General features: G+C 72.2%; 16 protein-coding genes and 1 pseudogene. 9 read left to right on the top strand and 8 right to left on the bottom strand.

Annotated features, from left to right (window positions below; translation table 11 throughout):
• Positions 1-6 precede the first annotated feature (6 nt).
• Both AB0B58_RS13465 and AB0B58_RS13460 read right to left on the bottom strand, forming a co-directional pair.
• Positions 7-2064: a DUF4192 family protein gene (locus AB0B58_RS13465; protein ID WP_360222493.1), complete on the bottom strand. Its 2058-nt coding sequence runs from the start codon at positions 2062-2064 to the stop codon at positions 7-9.
• Positions 2065-2161: 97 nt separating this feature from the next.
• Positions 2162-2665, bottom strand: a complete 504-nt coding sequence (locus tag AB0B58_RS13460; protein WP_360222490.1) for a GNAT family N-acetyltransferase — start codon at positions 2663-2665, stop codon at positions 2162-2164.
• Positions 2666-2721: 56 nt separating this feature from the next.
• On the opposite strand from AB0B58_RS13460, the gene AB0B58_RS13455 reads away from it, so the two are divergent.
• The 5 genes and pseudogenes from AB0B58_RS13455 to AB0B58_RS13435 all read left to right on the top strand — a co-directional run bounded on the left by AB0B58_RS13455 (position 2722) and on the right by AB0B58_RS13435 (position 10245).
• Positions 2722-3603: a fructosamine kinase family protein gene (locus tag AB0B58_RS13455; protein WP_360222487.1), complete on the top strand. Its 882-nt coding sequence runs from the start codon at positions 2722-2724 to the stop codon at positions 3601-3603.
• A gap of 258 nt (positions 3604-3861) precedes the next feature.
• On the top strand, positions 3862-4869 hold the full coding sequence (gene moaA / locus AB0B58_RS13450; RefSeq protein ID WP_360222484.1) for a GTP 3',8-cyclase MoaA: 1008 nt from the start codon (positions 3862-3864) through the stop codon (positions 4867-4869).
• Between the two features lie 90 nt (positions 4870-4959).
• A complete protein-coding gene (locus AB0B58_RS13445) occupies positions 4960-5199 on the top strand; it encodes a MoaD/ThiS family protein (RefSeq protein ID WP_360222481.1) in 240 nt (79 codons plus the stop codon).
• Positions 5200-6044: 845 nt separating this feature from the next.
• Positions 6045-6959: pseudogene (locus tag AB0B58_RS13440) on the top strand (metallophosphoesterase); the annotation flags it as partial.
• Positions 6960-7083: 124 nt separating this feature from the next.
• Positions 7084-10245, top strand: coding sequence for a UvrD-helicase domain-containing protein (locus AB0B58_RS13435; RefSeq protein WP_360222478.1), 3162 nt, complete (start codon positions 7084-7086; stop codon positions 10243-10245).
• Here the strand turns inward: AB0B58_RS13435 and AB0B58_RS13430 are convergent.
• The gene (locus AB0B58_RS13430; RefSeq protein WP_360222475.1) at positions 10242-10946 is read right to left on the bottom strand and encodes a prepilin peptidase; all 705 of its coding nucleotides are present in this window, start codon (positions 10944-10946) and stop codon (positions 10242-10244) included. The genes AB0B58_RS13435 and AB0B58_RS13430 overlap by 4 nt on opposite strands.
• Positions 10947-11119: 173 nt before the next feature.
• Between AB0B58_RS13430 and AB0B58_RS13425 the strand changes: the two genes are divergently transcribed.
• A complete protein-coding gene (locus AB0B58_RS13425) occupies positions 11120-11818 on the top strand; it encodes a hypothetical protein (RefSeq protein WP_360222472.1) in 699 nt (232 codons plus the stop codon).
• Between the two features lie 90 nt (positions 11819-11908).
• Positions 11909-13111, top strand: coding sequence for an ATP-binding protein (locus tag AB0B58_RS13420; protein WP_360222469.1), 1203 nt, complete (start codon positions 11909-11911; stop codon positions 13109-13111).
• Here AB0B58_RS13420 and AB0B58_RS13415 read toward each other — a convergent pair.
• Positions 13108-13590 (bottom strand): N-acetyltransferase, encoded by a 483-nt coding sequence (locus tag AB0B58_RS13415; RefSeq protein ID WP_360222466.1) that lies wholly within the window; start codon positions 13588-13590, stop codon positions 13108-13110. The genes AB0B58_RS13420 and AB0B58_RS13415 overlap by 4 nt on opposite strands.
• Before the next feature lie 96 nt (positions 13591-13686).
• On the opposite strand from AB0B58_RS13415, the gene AB0B58_RS13410 reads away from it, so the two are divergent.
• Both AB0B58_RS13410 and AB0B58_RS13405 read left to right on the top strand, forming a co-directional pair.
• Positions 13687-14229: a DoxX family protein gene (locus tag AB0B58_RS13410; RefSeq protein WP_360222463.1), complete on the top strand. Its 543-nt coding sequence runs from the start codon at positions 13687-13689 to the stop codon at positions 14227-14229.
• Between the two features lie 83 nt (positions 14230-14312).
• Positions 14313-15782 carry a glycosyltransferase 87 family protein gene (locus AB0B58_RS13405; RefSeq protein ID WP_360222460.1) on the top strand — a complete coding sequence of 490 codons (1470 nt, stop codon included), beginning with the start codon at positions 14313-14315 and terminating at the stop codon, positions 15780-15782.
• A gap of 33 nt (positions 15783-15815) precedes the next feature.
• On the opposite strand, the gene AB0B58_RS13400 is transcribed toward AB0B58_RS13405, so the two are convergent.
• From AB0B58_RS13400 to moaC, 4 genes are read right to left on the bottom strand one after another with little or no spacing between them, the layout of a single operon-like run.
• On the bottom strand, positions 15816-16247 hold the full coding sequence (locus AB0B58_RS13400; RefSeq protein ID WP_360222457.1) for a molybdenum cofactor biosynthesis protein MoaE: 432 nt from the start codon (positions 16245-16247) through the stop codon (positions 15816-15818).
• Positions 16244-17425: a molybdopterin molybdotransferase MoeA gene (locus AB0B58_RS13395; RefSeq protein ID WP_360222736.1), complete on the bottom strand. Its 1182-nt coding sequence runs from the start codon at positions 17423-17425 to the stop codon at positions 16244-16246. Before AB0B58_RS13395 ends, AB0B58_RS13400 begins: the two co-directional genes overlap by 4 nt.
• A 41-nt stretch (positions 17426-17466) precedes the next feature.
• Positions 17467-17952, bottom strand: a complete 486-nt coding sequence (locus AB0B58_RS13390; RefSeq protein WP_360222454.1) for a MogA/MoaB family molybdenum cofactor biosynthesis protein — start codon at positions 17950-17952, stop codon at positions 17467-17469.
• Positions 17949-18440 carry a cyclic pyranopterin monophosphate synthase MoaC gene (moaC, locus tag AB0B58_RS13385; protein ID WP_360222451.1) on the bottom strand — a complete coding sequence of 164 codons (492 nt, stop codon included), beginning with the start codon at positions 18438-18440 and terminating at the stop codon, positions 17949-17951. Before moaC ends, AB0B58_RS13390 begins: the two co-directional genes overlap by 4 nt.
• Between the last annotated feature and the right edge of the window lie 239 nt (positions 18441-18679).

The raw sequence follows: 18679 nt of genomic DNA, 5'->3' as shown, positions 1-18679 counted from the left end.
CGACGATCAAATGCGGTGACGGGTGGCCCGGCGGAAGATTCTCGGCCGGGCCACCCGCTCCGCGGACCGGGCCGGTGCCTCGGAGTCGCCATCCCGCTCAGCGTGACCCGCCCGCTCAAGGCGGGTTGACCGCTCAACGTGACCTGCCCGCCCAGCACCGTCCACCCCATCAGCACGGGTAGACCGCCCAGCACGATCCACCCGCTCAGCACGCTTAGACCGCTCAGCACGAGGGGACCGCTCAGCACGGGTAGACCGCTGGGCGTGAGCCTCCCGCTCCGGGGGCTCAAGCCGCCCATCGTGGGTTGACCGCTCAACGCCGGTTGACCGATCAGCTGGATCCGCCCGCTCAGCGCAGGTGGACGGCTCAGCACGGGTTGATCGCTGGGCGTGAGCCTCCCATTCCGAGGGATCAAGCCGCCTGTCGTGGGTTGACCGCTCGGCGCGATCCACTCGCTCAGCACGAGTGGACCGCTCGGCGCGATCCGCTCGCTCAGCGCGAGGGGACCGGCTGGCGTGAGACGTCCGCTCCGGGGGCTCAACCCACTCCGAGCGGTCTGCTCGCTGCGGGTGGTCAGCCGGCTCGGCGTGACCTGGGGCCTCGCGGTCGGGATGTGCGTGCGGCTCTGGGCCGTCCTCGGAGTCCTCGTCAGGGTCGCGGGGGACTTCGGGGGCCCCGGCGACCGCGGGCCAGCCGTCCAGAACCGCCGGGTGCACCCCGTTGACCAGGGCCTGGTGGACCAGCATGGCGAGCGAGTAGTCCCTCTGCTCGTCGAGTGCCCGTTCCACGGCGACGCTTGCCAGCACACCCGATCCGGATCGCCAGGCCACGAAGGCGAGCAGCGAGGCCGGCGCCGGGGTGTACGTCGGCTCTACCCGGCGCATCACGTCCGACCAGAGCGCCAGCTCCCATTCCGCGGTGCGCGTCCTGGTCCAGGCGTAGTCGCGGACCGGCACGTGCAGGAGCAGCAGGCCCAGCCACGCGATCTCGTCGTCGGTGAGACGCCCGCCCGAGCGGTAACAGCGCTCGGCCTCCCGCACCGCTTTCCGGCCCGCCTGCCGCACCCGCTGGAAGAAGCGCGACTGGTCCGGCAGGAACGGAACCTCGTCATCCGCCTGGCCCGGCTCCGCCTGCGGCGCGTCGGGCACCTGGCCTGGCATCGGGGCCGCGGCTCCGGCCGCCGGATCCGGTTCACTGTCGTCCGGGCAGGCGACGACGCCTACCGGAGCCGCTGCGGACGCCGCAGCCTCCGAATCCGGCCCCGCGACCGCCACAGGCACAGACTCCAGCCGCCCGGACGCCGCAGTCTCCGAATCCGGCCGCACGGACGTCGCAGGCACGGACTCAGGCCGCACGGACGCCGCAGGCACGGACTCAGGCCGCACGGACGCCGCAGGCACGGACTCAGGCCGCACGGACGCCGCAGGCACGGACTCCGGCTGGCCGGTTGCCGGCGCGGAGTCCACCAAAGTGAAGTCCTCCGGCGTTAAGTCCGCGGCGGCGAGGCTTGCCAGGCGCAGGACCGCACGTGCCGTTGCCCCCGTCATCGCCTCACGGTCGTCGCCGGTCACCGGTGTCACCTGCGCCGCGAACATTTCTCGGCTCGGCAGGGCCACCGCGCCCGCGAAGGTCGCCTCGGCCGCCACCACGCTGTCCGGCGGCTCGCACGGCTGACCTTGGGGCGGGCAGCAGGCCGGGTCCGAGCAGAGGAATGACCAGTATCGGCCGTCCTCGACCCGCAGCTCCTCGATGATCACGAGGCCGACTCTGCGGAAGACGTCCGAGACGCGGAGGAGGGCGGGCGTCACGCGCTCCTTGTCGCCGTATCCGATGATCGCGACGGCCTGGACCTGTTGCCTGATCACCACGGATGCCAGGTGGAGCACCGCCGCTTTCGCCTCGTCGGCCGGCGCGTCCAGCTCGGGCAGGTCGGCTCGCACCGCGAAGGCGATCTCGGGGCCTCGCATCGCCACGACCGTCAAGCTATCCGCCGGATGGAAGCCGATCAGGAACGGCACGGCGGAGATGAGTTCGGCGGGAGAACTGACCTTCAGCTTCGTCATGCCGAGCAGCGTGGCGGAGTCGGCGCCTTCGCCGAGTGCCGAAGATCGTGCCTGTGGATAACTCGGTTATCCACAGGGGGTGAGCGCGGGAGCCCGTTCAGGAACGAAACTGCAACTCATGCAACTCGAGCCCGTCCTGCTGCCACTCGTGGGCATGCCGGTCCAGGTCCATGGTCAACTCGATCGACGACACCACGTCGTATCCCGCGGCGTGCAGGCTGCGGATCGCATCGACGTTCCGCGACGACGGCGAGATCGTCAGCGACACCATGCCGCGCTTCTTGGCCTCCGCCGCTACGTGACGCAGCAGCTTGCGGCCGACACCCTTGTGCCGGTGCGAGCCGGTGACGACGACCGGCTCCACCTCGCCGGCGCGACCCCGCATGATCAGGCCGACCAGCCCGATCACTCCGTCGTCCGCGTGGTCGGCGACCCAGAGCCCGCTCAGGTCCAGCCGGGTCAGATACTCCTCGAAGCCGGCCCCGCCGTCGTCCGCGGCATCGCCGTACATCTTGTTGTGCTGATAGGTCAGCTCCGACCACAGGCGGCGGCCAGCGCTGTGGTCGCTCGGCCGGTACGGACGCACCGCGACAGGTGTCATGCCGACATTTTGACTCCGAATCGGGCACGCCGTAACCCGAAGTGGAAGATAAGGCGGTGGATCTGGCGTACCTGCGCGCGCACCCCCAGCACCTCCCGACATTTCTCACGCATCAGCGGATCCGGGAGACACCCGTCGGTGGAGGTGACGTGTGCGCCGCATCCCGCTTGACCTTGGACGACGGCACGTCGCTGTTCACGAAGACGTGGCCCTCCGGAGACGCTCCCGAGCAGTTCTTCGCCACCGAGGCGGCTGGGCTGGAGTGGCTCCGGGAGGCGGGCACCGCGCCGGTCCCGGAGGTTGTTGTCGCACTTCCGGAGATGCTCGCGCTCGAGTGGATCGATGCCGGCCCCCCGTCGTCCGAGGCCGCCGAACGGCTCGGACGGGACCTGGCCGGGCTGCACCGCAAGGGTGCGGACGCTTTCGGCGCCGACTGGACGGGATTCATCGGCCCGCTGGCCCAGGACAACACTCCCTCCCGGGGGCCCTGGGGGCCGTGGTTCGCGGAACGGCGGCTGCGGCCGTACCTGAAGATCTCGGCCGACGCCGGCGCGCTGTCGGCGGCGGACGTCGCGGTCGTGGAGCGGGTCATCTCGAGGATCGAGGGATACGGCGGGGAGGAGCCGCCTGCCCGCATCCACGGGGACCTGTGGCCGGGGAACGTGCTCTGGGCTGCCGACGGGCGGGCGTGGCTTGTCGACCCTGCCGCGCACGGTGGCCATCGGGAGACCGACCTGGCTCAGCTGGCGCTCTTCGGCGGGGCCCCGCACCTCAAGGCGATCATCTCCGCGTACGGGGAGGTGTGGCCGCTGGCCGACGGTTGGCGGGAGCGAGTGCCGCTGCATCAACTACACCTTCTACTTGTGCACACGGCGGCGTTCGGGGGTGCATACCGGGGCGCGGTGCGCGCCGCGGCGGACGCGGCGCTCGACGGCTGACGCCCGCCCAGGGCTTCGTCGCGGGCCGAGCGCACCGCCGTGGCCGAGCAGGGCGAGGATCTCGTCGTTCCCGGGCCTCGTCGCCTGGGAGGCCGGCCCGGCTCCCGGGACCGGCGGTGGCCTGCGTCCCACCGGGTAGCGGGCAGGGGCGAATGTCGTACTCAAGCGCTAGGTTCGACCAGTGAGCAACCTCGGCGGGTCGTACAGGCGGCTCCTGGTTTCCGCGGGCGTGGGTGCCCGGCGGGGCGGGGGGCCGACATGAGCGTGCTCGCCGACCGGTTCGGGCGGGTGGCGACCGACCTGAGGGTGTCGCTGACCGACCGCTGCAACCTGCGCTGCACCTACTGCATGCCCGAGGAAGGGCTCGCCTGGATGCCGCGGGAGCAGCAGCTCACCGACGACGAGGTCGGGCGGCTGATCCGCATCGCCGTCGAGCAGCTGGGCGTGACCGACGTGCGGTTCACCGGGGGCGAGCCGCTGATCCGGCGCGGGCTGCTGGGCATCGTTTCGGCCGCCGCGGCGCTCAGCCCGCGGCCCAAGCTGTCCATCACCACCAACGGCATCGGTCTCGAGCGGATGGCCGGGCCGCTGCTCGACGCCGGGCTTGACCGGGTCAACGTCTCGCTGGACACACTCTCGCCCGAGCGCTTCCGCGAGCTCACCCACCGGGACCGGCACGCCGACGTCCTGAAGGGCCTGGCCGGCGCCGCGCAGGCCGGGCTCACGCCCGTGAAGATCAACACCGTGCTGATGCGCGGGATCAACGACGACGAGGCGCCGGACCTGCTGCGCTTCGCGCTGAATCATGGATACGAGCTGAGGTTCATCGAGCAGATGCCGCTCGACGCCCAGCACCAGTGGGACCGGCACGAGATGGTCACCGCCGAGGCGATCCTGGCGTCGCTGGAGCCGTTCGGGCTCCAACCCGATCCGGTTTCACGTGGAACGGCGCCGGCCGAGACCTGGATCGTGCCGGGCTACCGCGACGCGGCCGGCAACCCGGCCCGGGTGGGTGTGATCGGCAGCGTGACCAGGCCGTTCTGCGGCGATTGCGATCGCACCCGGCTCACGGCCGACGGACAGGTCCGCAACTGCCTCTTCGCCACGGACGAGTCCGACCTTCGCGGCCTGCTGCGCGCCGGCGGATCCGACGCGGAGATCGCGGCGGCCTGGCAGGCCGCGATGTGGGGCAAGCGCGCGGGTCACGGCATCGACGACCCGTCGTTCCTGCAGCCTGCCCGCCCGATGTCGGCGATCGGCGGCTGAGATGTCTTCGACCGAACCGGAGCCCGCTACCAGCACGCCGGTGGGCGGGGATCCCGGTTGTTCGATGTTCTTGGCGCGGAGGTGAGCGGAATGCTCGAGATTCGTTACTTCGCCGGGGCCCGGGCCGCGGCCGGGACGCAGGTCGAGCGCATCGCCGCCACCTCTCTCGACGATTTGACGAGCGTCCTGACCGAGCGGCACGGGGAGCGACTCGCCGTGGTGCTCAAGGCCGCCAGCTTCCTGGTCGACGGCCTCGCCTGTCATGATCGGCAGGCGGCGCTGCCCGCCGGCGCGACGGTGGACGTCCTGCCGCCGTTTGCTGGGGGTTGAGCTTGTTCGCGTTCGTTGGGCTGATCATCGTTGTGATCGGCCTGATCCACTTCTACCTGTGGAAACGGCTGGTTCGTGACCCGCTGCGGCCGGGCCGGATCCGGAAGCTCGGCGGCTGGGCTGCGGTCATGCTCGCAGTGCTGGTCCCGGCCACGCTGATCGGCACGCGGCTCGGCCTCGAGTGGCTGGCCTGGCCGGGCTTCCTGTGGATCGCGCTGATGTTCTACCTGTTGGTGACGCTGGCGGTTCTCGAGATCCCCCGCCTGGTCATCAACCTGTGGATCACCGCCGCCGCGAAGCGCGCGGCAACCGACTCCGAATCCACCCGTCTCATCGCGTCCCCAGACCCGGCGTCAATCTCGGCACCCGCCCCAGACCCGGCGTCAGCCTCGGCACCCGCCCCAGACCCGGCGTCAGCCTCGGCACCCGCCCCAGACCCGGCGTCAGCCTCGGCACCCGCCTCGGCCCCGGCCGAGCACAGCGTCCACGCGGCAGCCGAACAACCAGACCGATCATCAGCCGCCCGCCCACTCGAACGGGACGCGAGCCCCGAGAACGCCGCCGCCGAGCTCGGCACCCAGCCGGCGTTCTACCCGGCGTCGTCGACCAACGCGTCGCTGCCACCCAGCGCGACAGCACCAGCCATGGCATCACCGAACACGGCGACAGCGCGAGCCAACCCGGCACAGCCGGCCACCGAGGGCGGGCCGACCAACGAAGCGCGGCCAACCACCACGACAGGACCAGCCAACCCGGCAGAACCAATCAACGGGGGCACACAAACCAACGAGGCGCGGCCAACCACCGCGGCAGGACCGGCTCAGGCCACGGCTGCGCCCGTGGACTCGACACCCGGCGCGACCCCGGCGGCGAACTCTCAGGACGCGGTGACCACGCCGGGCGCCGCCACCGGCGCTGAGGTCCCGGCGCAGCAGCCCGGGATCGACCGCAGGCTCCTGCTCGCCCGCGGCGCCGCGATCTTCGCCGGTCTCACCGCCGCCGCCATCACCGGCTACGGCGTCAAGACCGCCCTCGGCCCGCCGCAGCTGGACCGGGTCCAGTTCCCCCTCGCCAAGCTCCCCCGCGCCATGGACGGGACCCGGCTCGCCGTCGTCTCCGACATCCATCTCGGGCCGCTCACCGGTACCCGGCACGCCGGTCGCATCGTCGAGCTGATCAACTCCGTGAACGCCGACATCGTCTGCATCGTCGGGGACCTGGTCGACGGCAGCGTCGCGGAGCTGGGCAGGTTCGCCGCGCCGCTGGCCGACATCCGGTCCCGGCGTGGCGCCTACTTCGTCACCGGCAACCACGAGTACTACTCCGGGTACCAGGAGTGGATCACCGAGGTGGCGCGGCTCGGCGTGCGGCCGCTGCGCAACGAGCGGCTCGAGATCGACGGCATCGACCTTGCCGGCGTCAACGACCTGGGCGGCGCGGACTTCGGGGACGGGCCCGATCTGCAGCGTGCCCTGGGCGACCGCGACCCGGGCCGTCCCGTGGTGCTCATGGCCCATCAGCCCGTCGTCGCCCGCGACGCCGCGCCGTTCGGGGTCGACCTGCAGGTCTCCGGGCACACGCACGGCGGCCAGATGGTGCCGTTCAACCTGCTCGTGCCGCTGCAGCAGCCCGTGGTGAGTGGGCTCGGCGACGTCGACGGCGTGCCCGTCTACGTGACCAACGGCGCCGGGTTCTGGGGGCCGCCGGTCCGGGTGGGCGCTCCGCCACAGGTCACCGTCATCGAACTGCGTACCCCTTAGAAGTGAATCTTCGGTGTTCTACTGAGCCACGGCTCGGATCTCCACAGGATTCAATAGTGGATCGGTTATGTCACTTCGCGCGTGGCGGCTCGTGGCGCGCCCCGCGGTCGTGACAGGATGCAGCGTGCCCTCGGTTAGCGAAGGGTCCTCGGTCGCCGCGGACACATACGTCGCGGATCTGCACATCCACTCCAAGTACTCGCGAGCCTGCAGCCGTGACCTGACCCTGCCGAACCTCGCCTGGTGGGCACGCCGCAAGGGCATCGCGGTGCTCGGCACCGGCGACTTCACGCATCCGGCCTGGTTCGACCACCTCCGCGAGAACCTGCACCCGGCCGACGAGCCGGGGCTGTTCCGGCTGAGCGGAGACGCGGAGCAGGAGGTCAGCCGCCGGCTCCCGCCGATCCTGCAGGGCACCGACAGCGCGCGGTTCATGCTCAGCGTCGAGATCTCCACGATCTACAAGCGGGACGACCGCACCCGCAAGGTGCACCACCTGATCTACCTGCCGGATCTCGAGGCCGCCGCCCGGTTCAACACCGCGCTGGGCCGGATCGGCAATCTCACCGCGGACGGCCGGCCGATCCTCGGCCTCGACTCCCGCGACCTGCTGGAGATCGTGCTCGAGGCCAGCCCGGACGGCTATCTCGTGCCCGCGCACATCTGGACGCCCTGGTTCTCCGCGCTCGGCTCGAAGTCCGGCTTCGACGCGATCGCCGACTGCTATGCCGACCTCGCCGACCACATCACCGCGGTCGAGACCGGCCTCTCCTCCGACCCGGAGATGAACTGGCGGGTGTCGAGCCTCGACCGCTACCGCCTGGTGTCCAATTCGGACGCGCATTCGCCGGCGGCGCTGGCCCGCGAGGCGACCCTGTTCACCGGGGCGCCGGACTACTTCGCGATCAAGGACGGGCACACCCTCGCCGGAACCCTGGAGTTCTTCCCGGAAGAGGGCAAATACCACGCCGACGGTCACCGCGCCTGCGGCATCAACTGGTCGCCGCAGCAGACCCGGGAGCACGGCGGCCGCTGCCCGGAGTGCGGCAAACCGCTGACGGTCGGCGTGCTCAGCCGCGTCGAGGATCTCGCGGACCGGACCAGCGGCGGCGAGCGGCCGCAGCAGGTCGTCCACCTGATCCAGCTCGCCGAGATCCTGGGCGAGATCAACGGCGTCGGCCCGAAGTCCAAGACCGTGGACGGGCAGCTCAACCACCTGGTCGCCGGCCTCGGCGCCGAGCTGGACATCCTGCGGAACGTCCCGCTCGACGAGATCGGTGTGACCGGCGGCGAGCAGCTGCGGGAGGCGATCGACCGGCTGCGCCGCGGCGACGTGCGCCGGCTCTCCGGGTACGACGGCGAGTACGGCGTCATCACGCTCTTCGAGCCCGGCGAGCTGCGGAACAAGCAGAACGCTCCGCAGGCCGAGACGTTGTTCGACATGATCCCCATCCCGGTGCCGCAGCAGCGCAGGGCCGAGCCGGCGGTCGGCCGCGCGCCCGTGCCGAAGGCGGCCAAGGAGCCGAAGAAGAAGGCACCGCCGCTGCCGCCGCCGGCCAGCCCGCACGAGCCGTTCGAGCCGATGCTGGCCGGCATGGAAGAGGTCGGCACCGGCCTGCTGGACCGCCTCGACGCCATGCAGCGCGTCGCCGCGTCCGCGCCGGGCGGCCCGCTGCTGATCGTGGCCGGGCCGGGCACCGGCAAGACCCGCACGCTGACGCACCGGATCGCCTATCTCTGCGCCGAGCTGGGCGTCTTCCCCGAGCGCTGCCTGGCGATCACCTTCACCCGGCGCGCCGCCGAGGAGATGCGGCACCGCCTCGACGCCCTGATGGGCGACGTCGCCGAGGACATCACGGTCGGCACGTTCCACTCCGTCGGGCTGACCATCCTGAAGGAGAACGCCAAGACCGCCGGGCTGGGCGCCAACTGGCGCATCGCCGACGACGCCGAGCGCGCCGCCGCCCGCGAGCAGGCCGGCGACGACGATCAGGCGTACACGAAGCTGCTCCGCCAGCAGGACCTGGTCGACCTGGATGACCTGCTCACGATGCCCGTCGCGCTGCTGCGCGACGAACCGGACCTGGTCGAGCGCTACCGCAAGCGCTGGCAGTGGCTCTTCGTGGACGAGTACCAGGACGTCGACGACGTGCAGTACGAGCTGCTCCGGCTGCTCTCGCCGGCGAACGGGAACCTGTGCGCGATCGGCGACCCGGATCAGGCGATCTACTCGTTCCGCGGCGCGGACGTCGGCTACTTCCTGCGCTTCTCCCGCGACTTCACGGACGCGCGCCTGGTCCGGCTGACCCGCAACTACCGCTCGTCGGCGCCGATCCTGGCCGCGGCGGTGCAGGCGATCGCCCCGACCACCCTGGTCAACGGCCGCCGCCTCGACCCGGCCCGGGTGAACCCGGAGTCCCCGCTGGTCGGCCGCTACTTCGCGGCCAGCGTCGCGGACGAGGCCGACTTCGTGGTCCGCACGATCGACGAACTGGTCGGCGGGCTCTCGCACCGCTCTCTGGACTCGGGCCGTATCGACTCACGGGCGGTCGCACCCGGAACCCTGTCTTTCTCGGACATCGCGGTCCTCTACCGCACCGACTCGCAGGCTCAGGTCGTCGTGGATGCGCTGTCGCGCGCCGGCGTACCCGTGCAAAAGCGGTCACATAATCGCCTGCGGGATCGGCCGGGGGTCCAGGTGATCGCCCGCGAACTGCGCCACGCGGACGGCCTCGCCGGGTCGCCGGCGGCGCGCGTCAAGGTGACGGCCCAGGTCCTGGCGCAGCGCTACGCGGCGCCGACGCTGGACGCCGAGCACCTGGCGCCGGAGGACATCTGGACGGCCGCCGACCTGCTGATGCCGCTCGCACACCGGACCGGCGAGGACATGACCCGCTTCCTGCAGGAGATCGCCACGGGTGCCGAGGTCGACGCCCTCGACCCGCGCGCGGAGGCGGTCAACCTGCTGACCCTGCACGCGGCGAAGGGCCTGGAGTTCCCGGTGGTCTTCCTGGTCGGCTGCGAGGACGGGCTGCTGCCGCTGCGCTGGCCCGGCGCCAAACCGACCGATGACGAGACGGCCGAGGAGCGGCGCCTGTTCTTCGTGGGCCTGACCCGGGCGCAGGACCGGCTCTACGTGAGCCACGCGGCGCGCCGCTTCCGGCACGGCACGGAGCGCGAGCAGTCGCCGACCCCGTTCCTTGACGCGATCGACGTTGGGCTGTTCGAGCGGATGGGCGACAAGGTTCCTTCGCGCCCGAAGGACCGGCAGCTGAGGCTGCTCTAACCGGCGGCGATCAGTGCTACCAGGGCCCCGGCCAGCAGCGCCGGGCCGAGGGGAAGCGGCGTCCGGCGGTCTGCCCTCCGGGTCAGCAGCAGCGACAGTGCCACCGGTCCGTTGATCAGGTGCGGGGCGAGCAGGCCGATTGCGACGGCCGGCCAGCCGGCGTTGCCGAGGGTGAAGGCCAGCACCGCCGCCAGTTTCACGTCACCGAGCCCGAGGCCACCGCCCGGGAGCAGCGCGACGAACAGGTAGATCGCACCGGTCAGGGCCGCCGCCATTAGAGCGCGGACCGGGCGCCCAGGCTCGCCGGTTGCCAGCGCGCCCAGGGACAGCGGAACGACCGTCGCGGCCGCGAACAGCGCCACCAGCGGGTCGGGCAGGCGCAGGCAGCGGAGGTCGATCGCCGCCAGCAGTACGCCGAGAACCGCCGCCGGCAGCAGCACGATCAGCAGCGGTGCCGGGCCGATCGCCGTACCCAGCAGTCCCGCCGTCAGGGTGCCCGCGGCGATCGTCCACACCGGCGGCGGGGCGCAGCGGCACGACGCTCCCGCCCGTACCCATGTCTCGGTGGGGGTCTCGCAGGCGGCGCACGCGGAACTCGGCGGGGTTCCCCGCGGGACCGCCAGGCGGTGGGCGATGCGGGGGACGAAGGCGGACGCCGCGCCGCCGAACGTGGCGGCGAGGACGGCGACCGGGAGCGACATGGGGCTGAACGGTAGTGGTCCGGTGGGTGCCGCGTGGGTCGCCTTGCCGACACATGCGGCGATTAGCCCTGTTGTCACCGAGTTGAGCCCAGGACGGCGCGATTCCGGGAGGGAACGCGTCGGGGGTCCACGCTACGGTGGCGTACAGCGAACCCGCGCCTGGAGGAACCCCGATGTCGCAGAACGGCCCCTACCCCGGCCAAGGCTGGTCGGCCGGCGGTTCGTCGGGTTCCGACGAACCGTACACGGAGCCGGCCGACCCCTGGGGTGATGCCGCCACCCAGTCCTCGCCCGCGCCCGAGGTCGCCTGGGGCGGCCAGCCGATGTCGGTGCCCCCGGTGAACGAGAATTCGTCCGCCTACGGCTACCCCGGCGCCCCGCTCAACGGCGCGCCGCCGGTGTGGCAGCCGCCGCATGCGGCCCCGCTTCCGGTCAAGCGGCGCAACAGCCCGATCATCGCCCTGGTGATCGTGCTGGTCCTGCTCATCTGTGGCGGCCTCGGCACCGCGGGCTGGCTCCTGCAACGCGACGACGAGAAGTCGGGCGGCGCCGGGCAGCCGACGGCCGCGCCGACCGCAACCACCGCCGGCGCCGTGCCCGACCCGCAGAGCAGCGAGGACGCGCGGTTCGTGAACAAGGGCCAATGTGTACGCAACGAGGGTTCGGCCGACGACAGCCCCGACCTCAAGATCGTGTCCTGCGCCAGCGGCACCTACGAGGTGCTCAAGCGGGTCGACGGCCGCACCACCGGCGAGGCCGACGCCGAGTCGAAGTGCGGAAAGGTCTCGAAGTACACGAAGTGGTATTTCTACGACAGCGAGCTGGACAGCCTCGACTTCGTGCTGTGCCTCAAGGAGTATGGCGTCGACTAGCCCTCTCTAGCAGAGACGCTAGAGAGCCGTAGAGAGTGTTCGAATCCCATCTCTAGCTTTTCGGCTAGAGAGCCCGATACGGTGCTATCCGTGGATCCGGTTCGGAACCCGTACGCGCCCGGCGCCGGCCAACGCCCGCCCGAGCTGGCCGGACGTGGGCGCGAGCTGGACGCCTTCGATGTGGTTCTCGAGCGCGTCGCCCGCGGCCGCCCCGAACGCAGCCTCGTCCTGACCGGCCTGCGTGGCGTCGGCAAGACCGTCCTGCTGAACACCCTGCGCTCGGCCGCGATCGGCCGGCTCTGGGGCACCGGCAAGATCGAGGCCCGGCCGGACCAGTCGCTGCGCCGGCCCGTGTCCGCCGCGCTGCACATGGCGATCCGCGAGCTGGCGCCGCACCACCGCAACCCCGAGCGGGTCGACGAGGTGCTGGCGGTGCTCAAGGCGTTCGCCCTGCGGGCCAACGACTCCTCGGCCAAGCTGCGCGACCGGTGGACCCCCGGCATCGACGTGCCGGCGGCACGGGGGCGCGCCGACTCCGGCGACATCGAGATCGACCTGGTCGAGCTCTTCACCGACGCGGCCTCGCTCGCCACGGACGTGGGTACGGGCATCGCCCTGTTCATCGACGAGATGCAGGACCTGGGCCCGACCGATGTGTCCGCGCTGTGCGCCGCCTGCCACGAGCTGTCCCAGCTGGGCGCGCCGCTCATCGTCGTCGGCGCAGGGCTGCCGCATCTGCCGGCCGTGCTGTCCGCGGCGAAGTCCTACTCTGAGCGGCTCTTCCGGTATCAGCGCATCGACCGCCTCGACCGGATCGCCGCCGATCTTGCGCTGTGCGCGCCGGCCGCACGCGAGGACGTCGAGTACGAGGCCAAGGCGCTGGACCTGCTCTACGAGAAGTCGGGCGGATACCCGTACTTCGTCCAGGCGTACGGGAAGGCGACCTGGGACCACGCGCCGTCCTCGCCGGTGACCGCCGAGGACGTACGGGTGGCGTCGCCGGAGGCCGAGGCCGAGCTGGCCGTGGGATTCTTCGGGTCCCGCTTCGAACGGGCGACGCCGGCGGAGCGCGAATACATGCGGTCGATGGCGTCGCTGTCGGGGGACTCGGAGAACGACATGGACGCGGCGGTGCCCACGTCGGATATCGCTGCGGCGCTGTCCCGGCGCCCGGCCAGCCTGTCCCCGGCCCGGGACGCCCTGATCAAGAAGGGCCTGATCTATTCGGGCGAGCGCGGCACGGTGGCCTTCACCGTGCCGCACTTCGGTCGCTACCTGCGCACCCAGCCTTAGAGACCGTGCCAGGGTGCGGGGTAGCGGGCCTCGACCGTGTTGAGGGCGAGGACCTGCCAGGCGTCGCCGAAGGAGGACCACTCGCTGGTGATCCCGAGCGGCGCGGCGGGGACGAAGCCGAAGCGGCCGTAGTACGCGGGATCGCCGAGCACCAGGACCAGCCGCTCGCCGGCGGCGGCGGCGCGGCGCAGCGACTCCCGGATGACCGCCCCGCCCAGGCCACGCTTCTGCAGGTCCGGAAGCACGGCGACCGGTCCCAACGCCAGGCCGGCGTCACCGCCGATCATGATCCGGCTGAGCAGGGCGAACGCCACGACGGCGCCGTTTTCCTCGGCGACGACGCAAAGGTCGGGCAGCCAGGCGTGGCTGAGCCGCAAGGCCTCGACCAGCCGTGCCTCGCCGTCGGTCTCGAACGCGGCCAGCAGCACCTGCCGAACGGCGTCGAAGTCTTCCTCGCGCTCGGCCCGAACCTCGGTCATGTCCAGCCACGATACGGACTCCGGACCCGGCCGTATCGATCCCGGACAGATTCGATGTTCATGGAGTGACCTTCGCTGTCCGGGTATAAACAGGCTATGAAGCCTGTGCGTACCGCAGCCCGCGCCATGCTCGGTGCGATCTTCGTGGTCAGCGGAGTTCGTGTCGTCCTCAACCCCGACGCCAAGGTCGAGACCGCCAAACGCGTCACCGACAGGATCGGGCCGCTGATCGAGCGGGTTGATCCGCGGCTGCCCAGCGACGCGCGCACCCTGGTGCGGCTGAAGGCCGGCACCGATCTGGTCGCCGGGCTCCTGCTGGCCAGCGGCCGGTTCACCCGTCCGGCCGCCGCGGTGCTCGCCGCCAATCTGGTGCCGACGACCGTCGCGGGGCACGCGTTCTGGACGATGCCGCAGCCCGAGCGCTCGCAGCACGAGGGGCACTTCCTGAAGAATCTCGGCCTGCTCGGCGGGCTGCTGCTCGCCGCCGCCGACACGCAGGGCAAGCCCAGCATCGGCTACCGGACCAGCCACGCCGTCGAGCGCTCGCAGCGGTCGGTGCGGCGAGCCGTCCGGACCGCCCGACGGGAGGCGAAGATCGCTCGACGTTCGGCCGCGGCCGCGCGCAAGATCCCCGGGTAAATCACCTAACCGGCTCGCCCGGCGTTAAGTGGTCGAAGCGCTCTCGACCGGCGCCGGTGGTCGAGCTACGGGGAGGACGCGCCATGCCCGCGAGGCGGACCACCGCGCGTCCCGCAACGACCGGGTCCGTCGTGGTCGCCCTCTCCTGCGTCGGCATCCTGGCCGCGATCACCACGATCGCCCAACGGTACGGGTTCAGCGGCCTCGCCGTCGGCCGTGCGGCGGTGCAGAGCTGGCTCGACGGAGACGGGCTGTACGCGTACCGCTCGCCGTCGAGCCAGCTCGGTACCGAGCTGGCGCCGCCGGCGCTGTTCTTCGTGTCGCCGGCCGTGCTGATGCCGCTGCGGCTGGCCGGGTGGTTGACCGCGCTGGCCGGGGTCGCCGCGCTCGGGCTCTCCCTGGTCGCGCTGGTGGGGCCGGTCGCCCGGCGTTACGGGCGGCGGCCCTGGCCGGTCGTGCTCGCGGCGGGCGCGCTGGCCCTGACCGTCGAGCCGGTGCGGGCCACGCTCGGGCTCGGCGCGCTGGACCTGCTGGTGTTCGGGATGGTCACGGCCGACATCGTTGCCCTACGGCGCAGCGCCTGGGCACGCAGCCGGGCCGCCTGGTGGCCGGGGCGTCGCGCCTGCTCGCCGCCGCAGGGGCGTACGGTCGGCGATCTTCTCCGGCGCGGCTGGGCCACCGGCGCCTGGGCGGGTCTGGGCACCGGGATCGCCACGGCCCTGACGGTCACCCCCGCCTTCTTCATCGCGTATCTGGCCGTGACCCGGCAGTGGCGGGCGGCGTTCACCGCCGCCGGCGCGGCGTCGGTCGCGGCGCTCGCGGCTCTGATGATCACGCCGCGCGAGACCGCGGCCTGGTTCGGTGAGGTGCTGTGGCGCATCGACCGGGCCGGGCCGGTCGACGCCGTCGGCAACCAGTCGCTCGCCGGGGTGCTGGCCCGGATCTACGAGTCGGCGACCACACCGGTGCTGCTGTGGCTGTCGTTCTCGCTGCTGCTCGTCGCGGTCGGCTTCATCAGGGCCCGGGCCGCGCACGCGGACGGGGACGAGATCGCGGCGTTCACGCTGGTCGGGCTCACGGCGGCGATCGTCGGGCCGGTCACCGACACGCACGAGCTGGTCTGGGTGCTGCCGGCCATGCTGATCCTGGTCGACGCGGCCGCCCGGCGGCGGGTGACCGCGGGTCGCGCGCTGCCGGGGCGCAACCGGCGACCCGGGCTGGGTTTCGCGGTCGCGGCCGCGGCGACGTATCTGCTGTTCGTGCTGGCACCGATGTGGAGCGGGCACGACGCGCTCTCCCGCAACTCCTACGCGTTGGCGGCGATTCTGCTGGTCAACGCGCTGCCGTGGCGACCGGGGGTGGCTCCGGCCTTTCTGGTCAACCGGTGGCTGGGGCGTTCGTCCTCGTCGCGCCGGGCCGGCCGGCGGGCCCGGACCGGGGGGTTCGCGCACGAGCCCGGTGTCGCGCAGTTCGCGAGCGGGGGCCGACCCGGCGTCGCGGGTGGGCCGCTGCCGGCGGCGACGATCCCGCCGCCGCGCGATCCGGGCCGCTGATCCGGGAAACAGCCGAGCCTGGACGCCCTCGGCTCAGGGGCAGTTGACCCATTCCTCGGTGCCGTCGGTGAAGACCTGACGTTTCCAGATCGGCAGGCGGGCCTTCGCCTCGTCGACCAGGCGGGCGCACGCCGCGAACGCCGCCGCCCGGTGCGCCGTGCTCACCGACGCCACCAGGGCCACGTCGCCGATCTGCAGGACTCCGACGCGGTGTGACACCGCGACCGCGTACACGTCCGGGTCCGCGGCGATCTCCTGCGCCACCTCGCGCAGCACCGCCGCCGCGGTGGGGTGTCCCTCGTATTCGAGCAGCGTCACGCCGCGGTCGTCGTCGTGATCACGGACGACGCCCTGGAACGACACGATCGCACCGGCCTGAGGACCCGCGACCGCCCGCTCGTGCGCGGCCAGGTCCAGCGCCGAGTCCTGGACTTCGGCGATCCGTACCGTCTCGATCGTGTTCATGAGCGTTCTCCGGCGTAGAGCGGCAGGGGCAGGAACGGGACCAGCTCGCCGGCACCGGCCTCGGTGTCCGGGCGGACCACCACGAAACCGTGCGCGCCGGCCAGCCCGCGCAGCATCGCCGACCCGACGTGCCCGACCGGCGTCGCCCTGCGGCCGTCGTGGTCCAGGGCGGCCAGCGCGAGATGGGTGTAGGCGCCCCGGCCCGGCACCGGCGCCGTCAGTTCGACCCGGGGCAGCACGGGCAGGTCGCGGCCGTGCAGGCCGGCCAGCAGCGGCGCGACCAGCGAGATCAGGGCGATCACGGCCGACTGCGGGTTGCCGGGCAGGCCGGCGAGGAAGCGGGTGCGGCCGTCCGGGCCGGGCACCCGGGCCAGCAGCATCGGGAAGCCGGGGCGCACCGCGACCGTGTTCATCACGTACTCGGCGCCCAGCTCGGCCAGGGCCGGGTGCAGGTGGTCGACGGGCCCGTTCATCGTGCCGCCGGTCGTGCAGACCACGTCCGCGACCGTGAGCGCGTCCCGAATCGCCGCGACGTGCGCCTCGAGGGTGTCCCGCACGGGGCCGCGTACGGCCGCGGTGTCGACCGTCGCGCCGTAGCGGCGCAGCCAGGCCGGCACGAGCGGGCTCAGGGAGTCGCGGACCCGGCCCTCGCCGGGCGGGCCGCTGGTGAGCAGTTCGTCGCCGAAGACCAGCAGCGCCGCGCGGGGCAGGGGCCGGACCTCGATCGCGTCGTAGCCGCAGGTCGCGGCCATGCCCAGGACCGCGGGGTCGACCGGCGTCCCGGCGGGAAGCAGCTCCTCGCCCCGGTGCGCCTCGTCGCCCGGCAGCCGCCACTCGGGCACCGGCCGCGGCGCGCCGCCGACCAGGCCGTCGGCGTCGCGGGTCGACTCCTCGACGCGGATCAGCGCCTCCGTCCCGGCCGGGACCATCGCGCCGGTCGCGATCTCGACGCAGGTGCCGTCCGCCGTCAGGGGCGCGGCCGTGCCGCCGGCCAGCACGCGGCCGGCCGGCCGCCACGGTGCCGGGCCGCGGACCGCCCAGCCGTCGATGCTCGAGGTCGGGAACGCCGGCAGGTCGGTGAGGGTCACCAGCGGTTCGGCGAGCGTACGGCCGTCGGCGCCGGCCAGCGGCACGGTCTCGGCGGCGCCCACCGCGGCGCGCCCCGCCTCGTACGCCATGGTGCGGGCCTTGACCCAGTCGACGGGGATGTTCTCTGCGCTCACGAGGAGAGCCTATGGTCGCCGCCGCCGATCTGCTCCACCGTGTGTACGAGGATCGGGCCGAGCACCGCCAGTCCGTCCCGCGCGCCGCCCGTCGAGCCGGGCAGATTCACCACGAGCGTGCGGCCCGCGACGCCGGCGAGCCCGCGGGAGAGCGCCGCCGCCGGCACCTTGTCCCTGCTGTACGCGCGGATGGCCTCCGCGATGCCGGGCACCTCGAAGTCGAGCAGCGGCCGGGTCGCCTCGGGCGTTCGGTCGGTCGGGGTCACGCCGGTGCCTCCGCTGGTGACGACCACGTCGATCCCCTCGGCGACGGCGGCACGCAGGGCCTCGGCCACCGGCTCGCCGTCCGGCACGACGACCGGTTCCCGGTCCACCTCGCAGCCGAGGTCACGAAGGCCGGCGACGAGCAGCGGGCCGCTGGTGTCGGCGTAGACGCCCGCCGCGGCACGGTTCGACGCGACGATCACCCGGGCGCGGATCACGGGCGGTCCTCGGGGCGTACCCACTCGCCGGTCTTGCCGCCCTCCTTGCGCAGGACGCGGACGGCCTCGAGGCTCGCCGCGGGGTCCACCGCCTTGACCATGTCGATCAGGGTGAGCCCGGCGGTGGCCACGGCCGTCAGCGCCTCCATCTCGACGCCGGTGCGGTCGGCGGTCCTGGTCGTCGCGGTGATGTCGACGCCGGTGCCGGTGATGTGCAGGTCGACGGTGACACCGTGCAGCCCGATCGGGTGACACAGGGGCACCAGGTCCGGGGTGCGCTTGGCACCCATGATCCCGGCGATCCGGGCCACCGCGAGGGCGTCACCCTTGGGCAGGCCGTCGCCGCGCAGCAGCGCGACCACCTCCGCGGTGGTGACCAGCCGGCCGGCGGCTACCGCGCGGCGGACGGTGATCTCCTTGGCCGACACGTCGACCATCCGAGCTGCACCTTCGGCGTCGACATGAGTCATTTTCGCTGCGTTCGTCACGTGTCACAGCGTATCCACTACACAGTTGGTCTTGGAATTTCCGGCGGCGTCGCGGCAGATAGTCAGCAATCCTCCACTTTCCGTAGCCATTTCAGATGGCAATCCGTTCTACGCAGTGAATCGATCCATAGAGCGCTTTATCGGCAGCCCACACCAATGCGATTGGACGTACATTGCAGTTCGATGCGGCAACCGTCGGCAGCAGGGCATTTACGGCCGTTCGGGCATTGCCGGGCATG

Source organism: Actinoplanes sp. NPDC049118 (genome assembly GCF_040648555.1).
In the GTDB taxonomy this organism is placed as follows: domain Bacteria; phylum Actinomycetota; class Actinomycetes; order Mycobacteriales; family Micromonosporaceae; genus Actinoplanes.
This window is presented reverse-complemented; position numbering and strand designations above follow the sequence as displayed.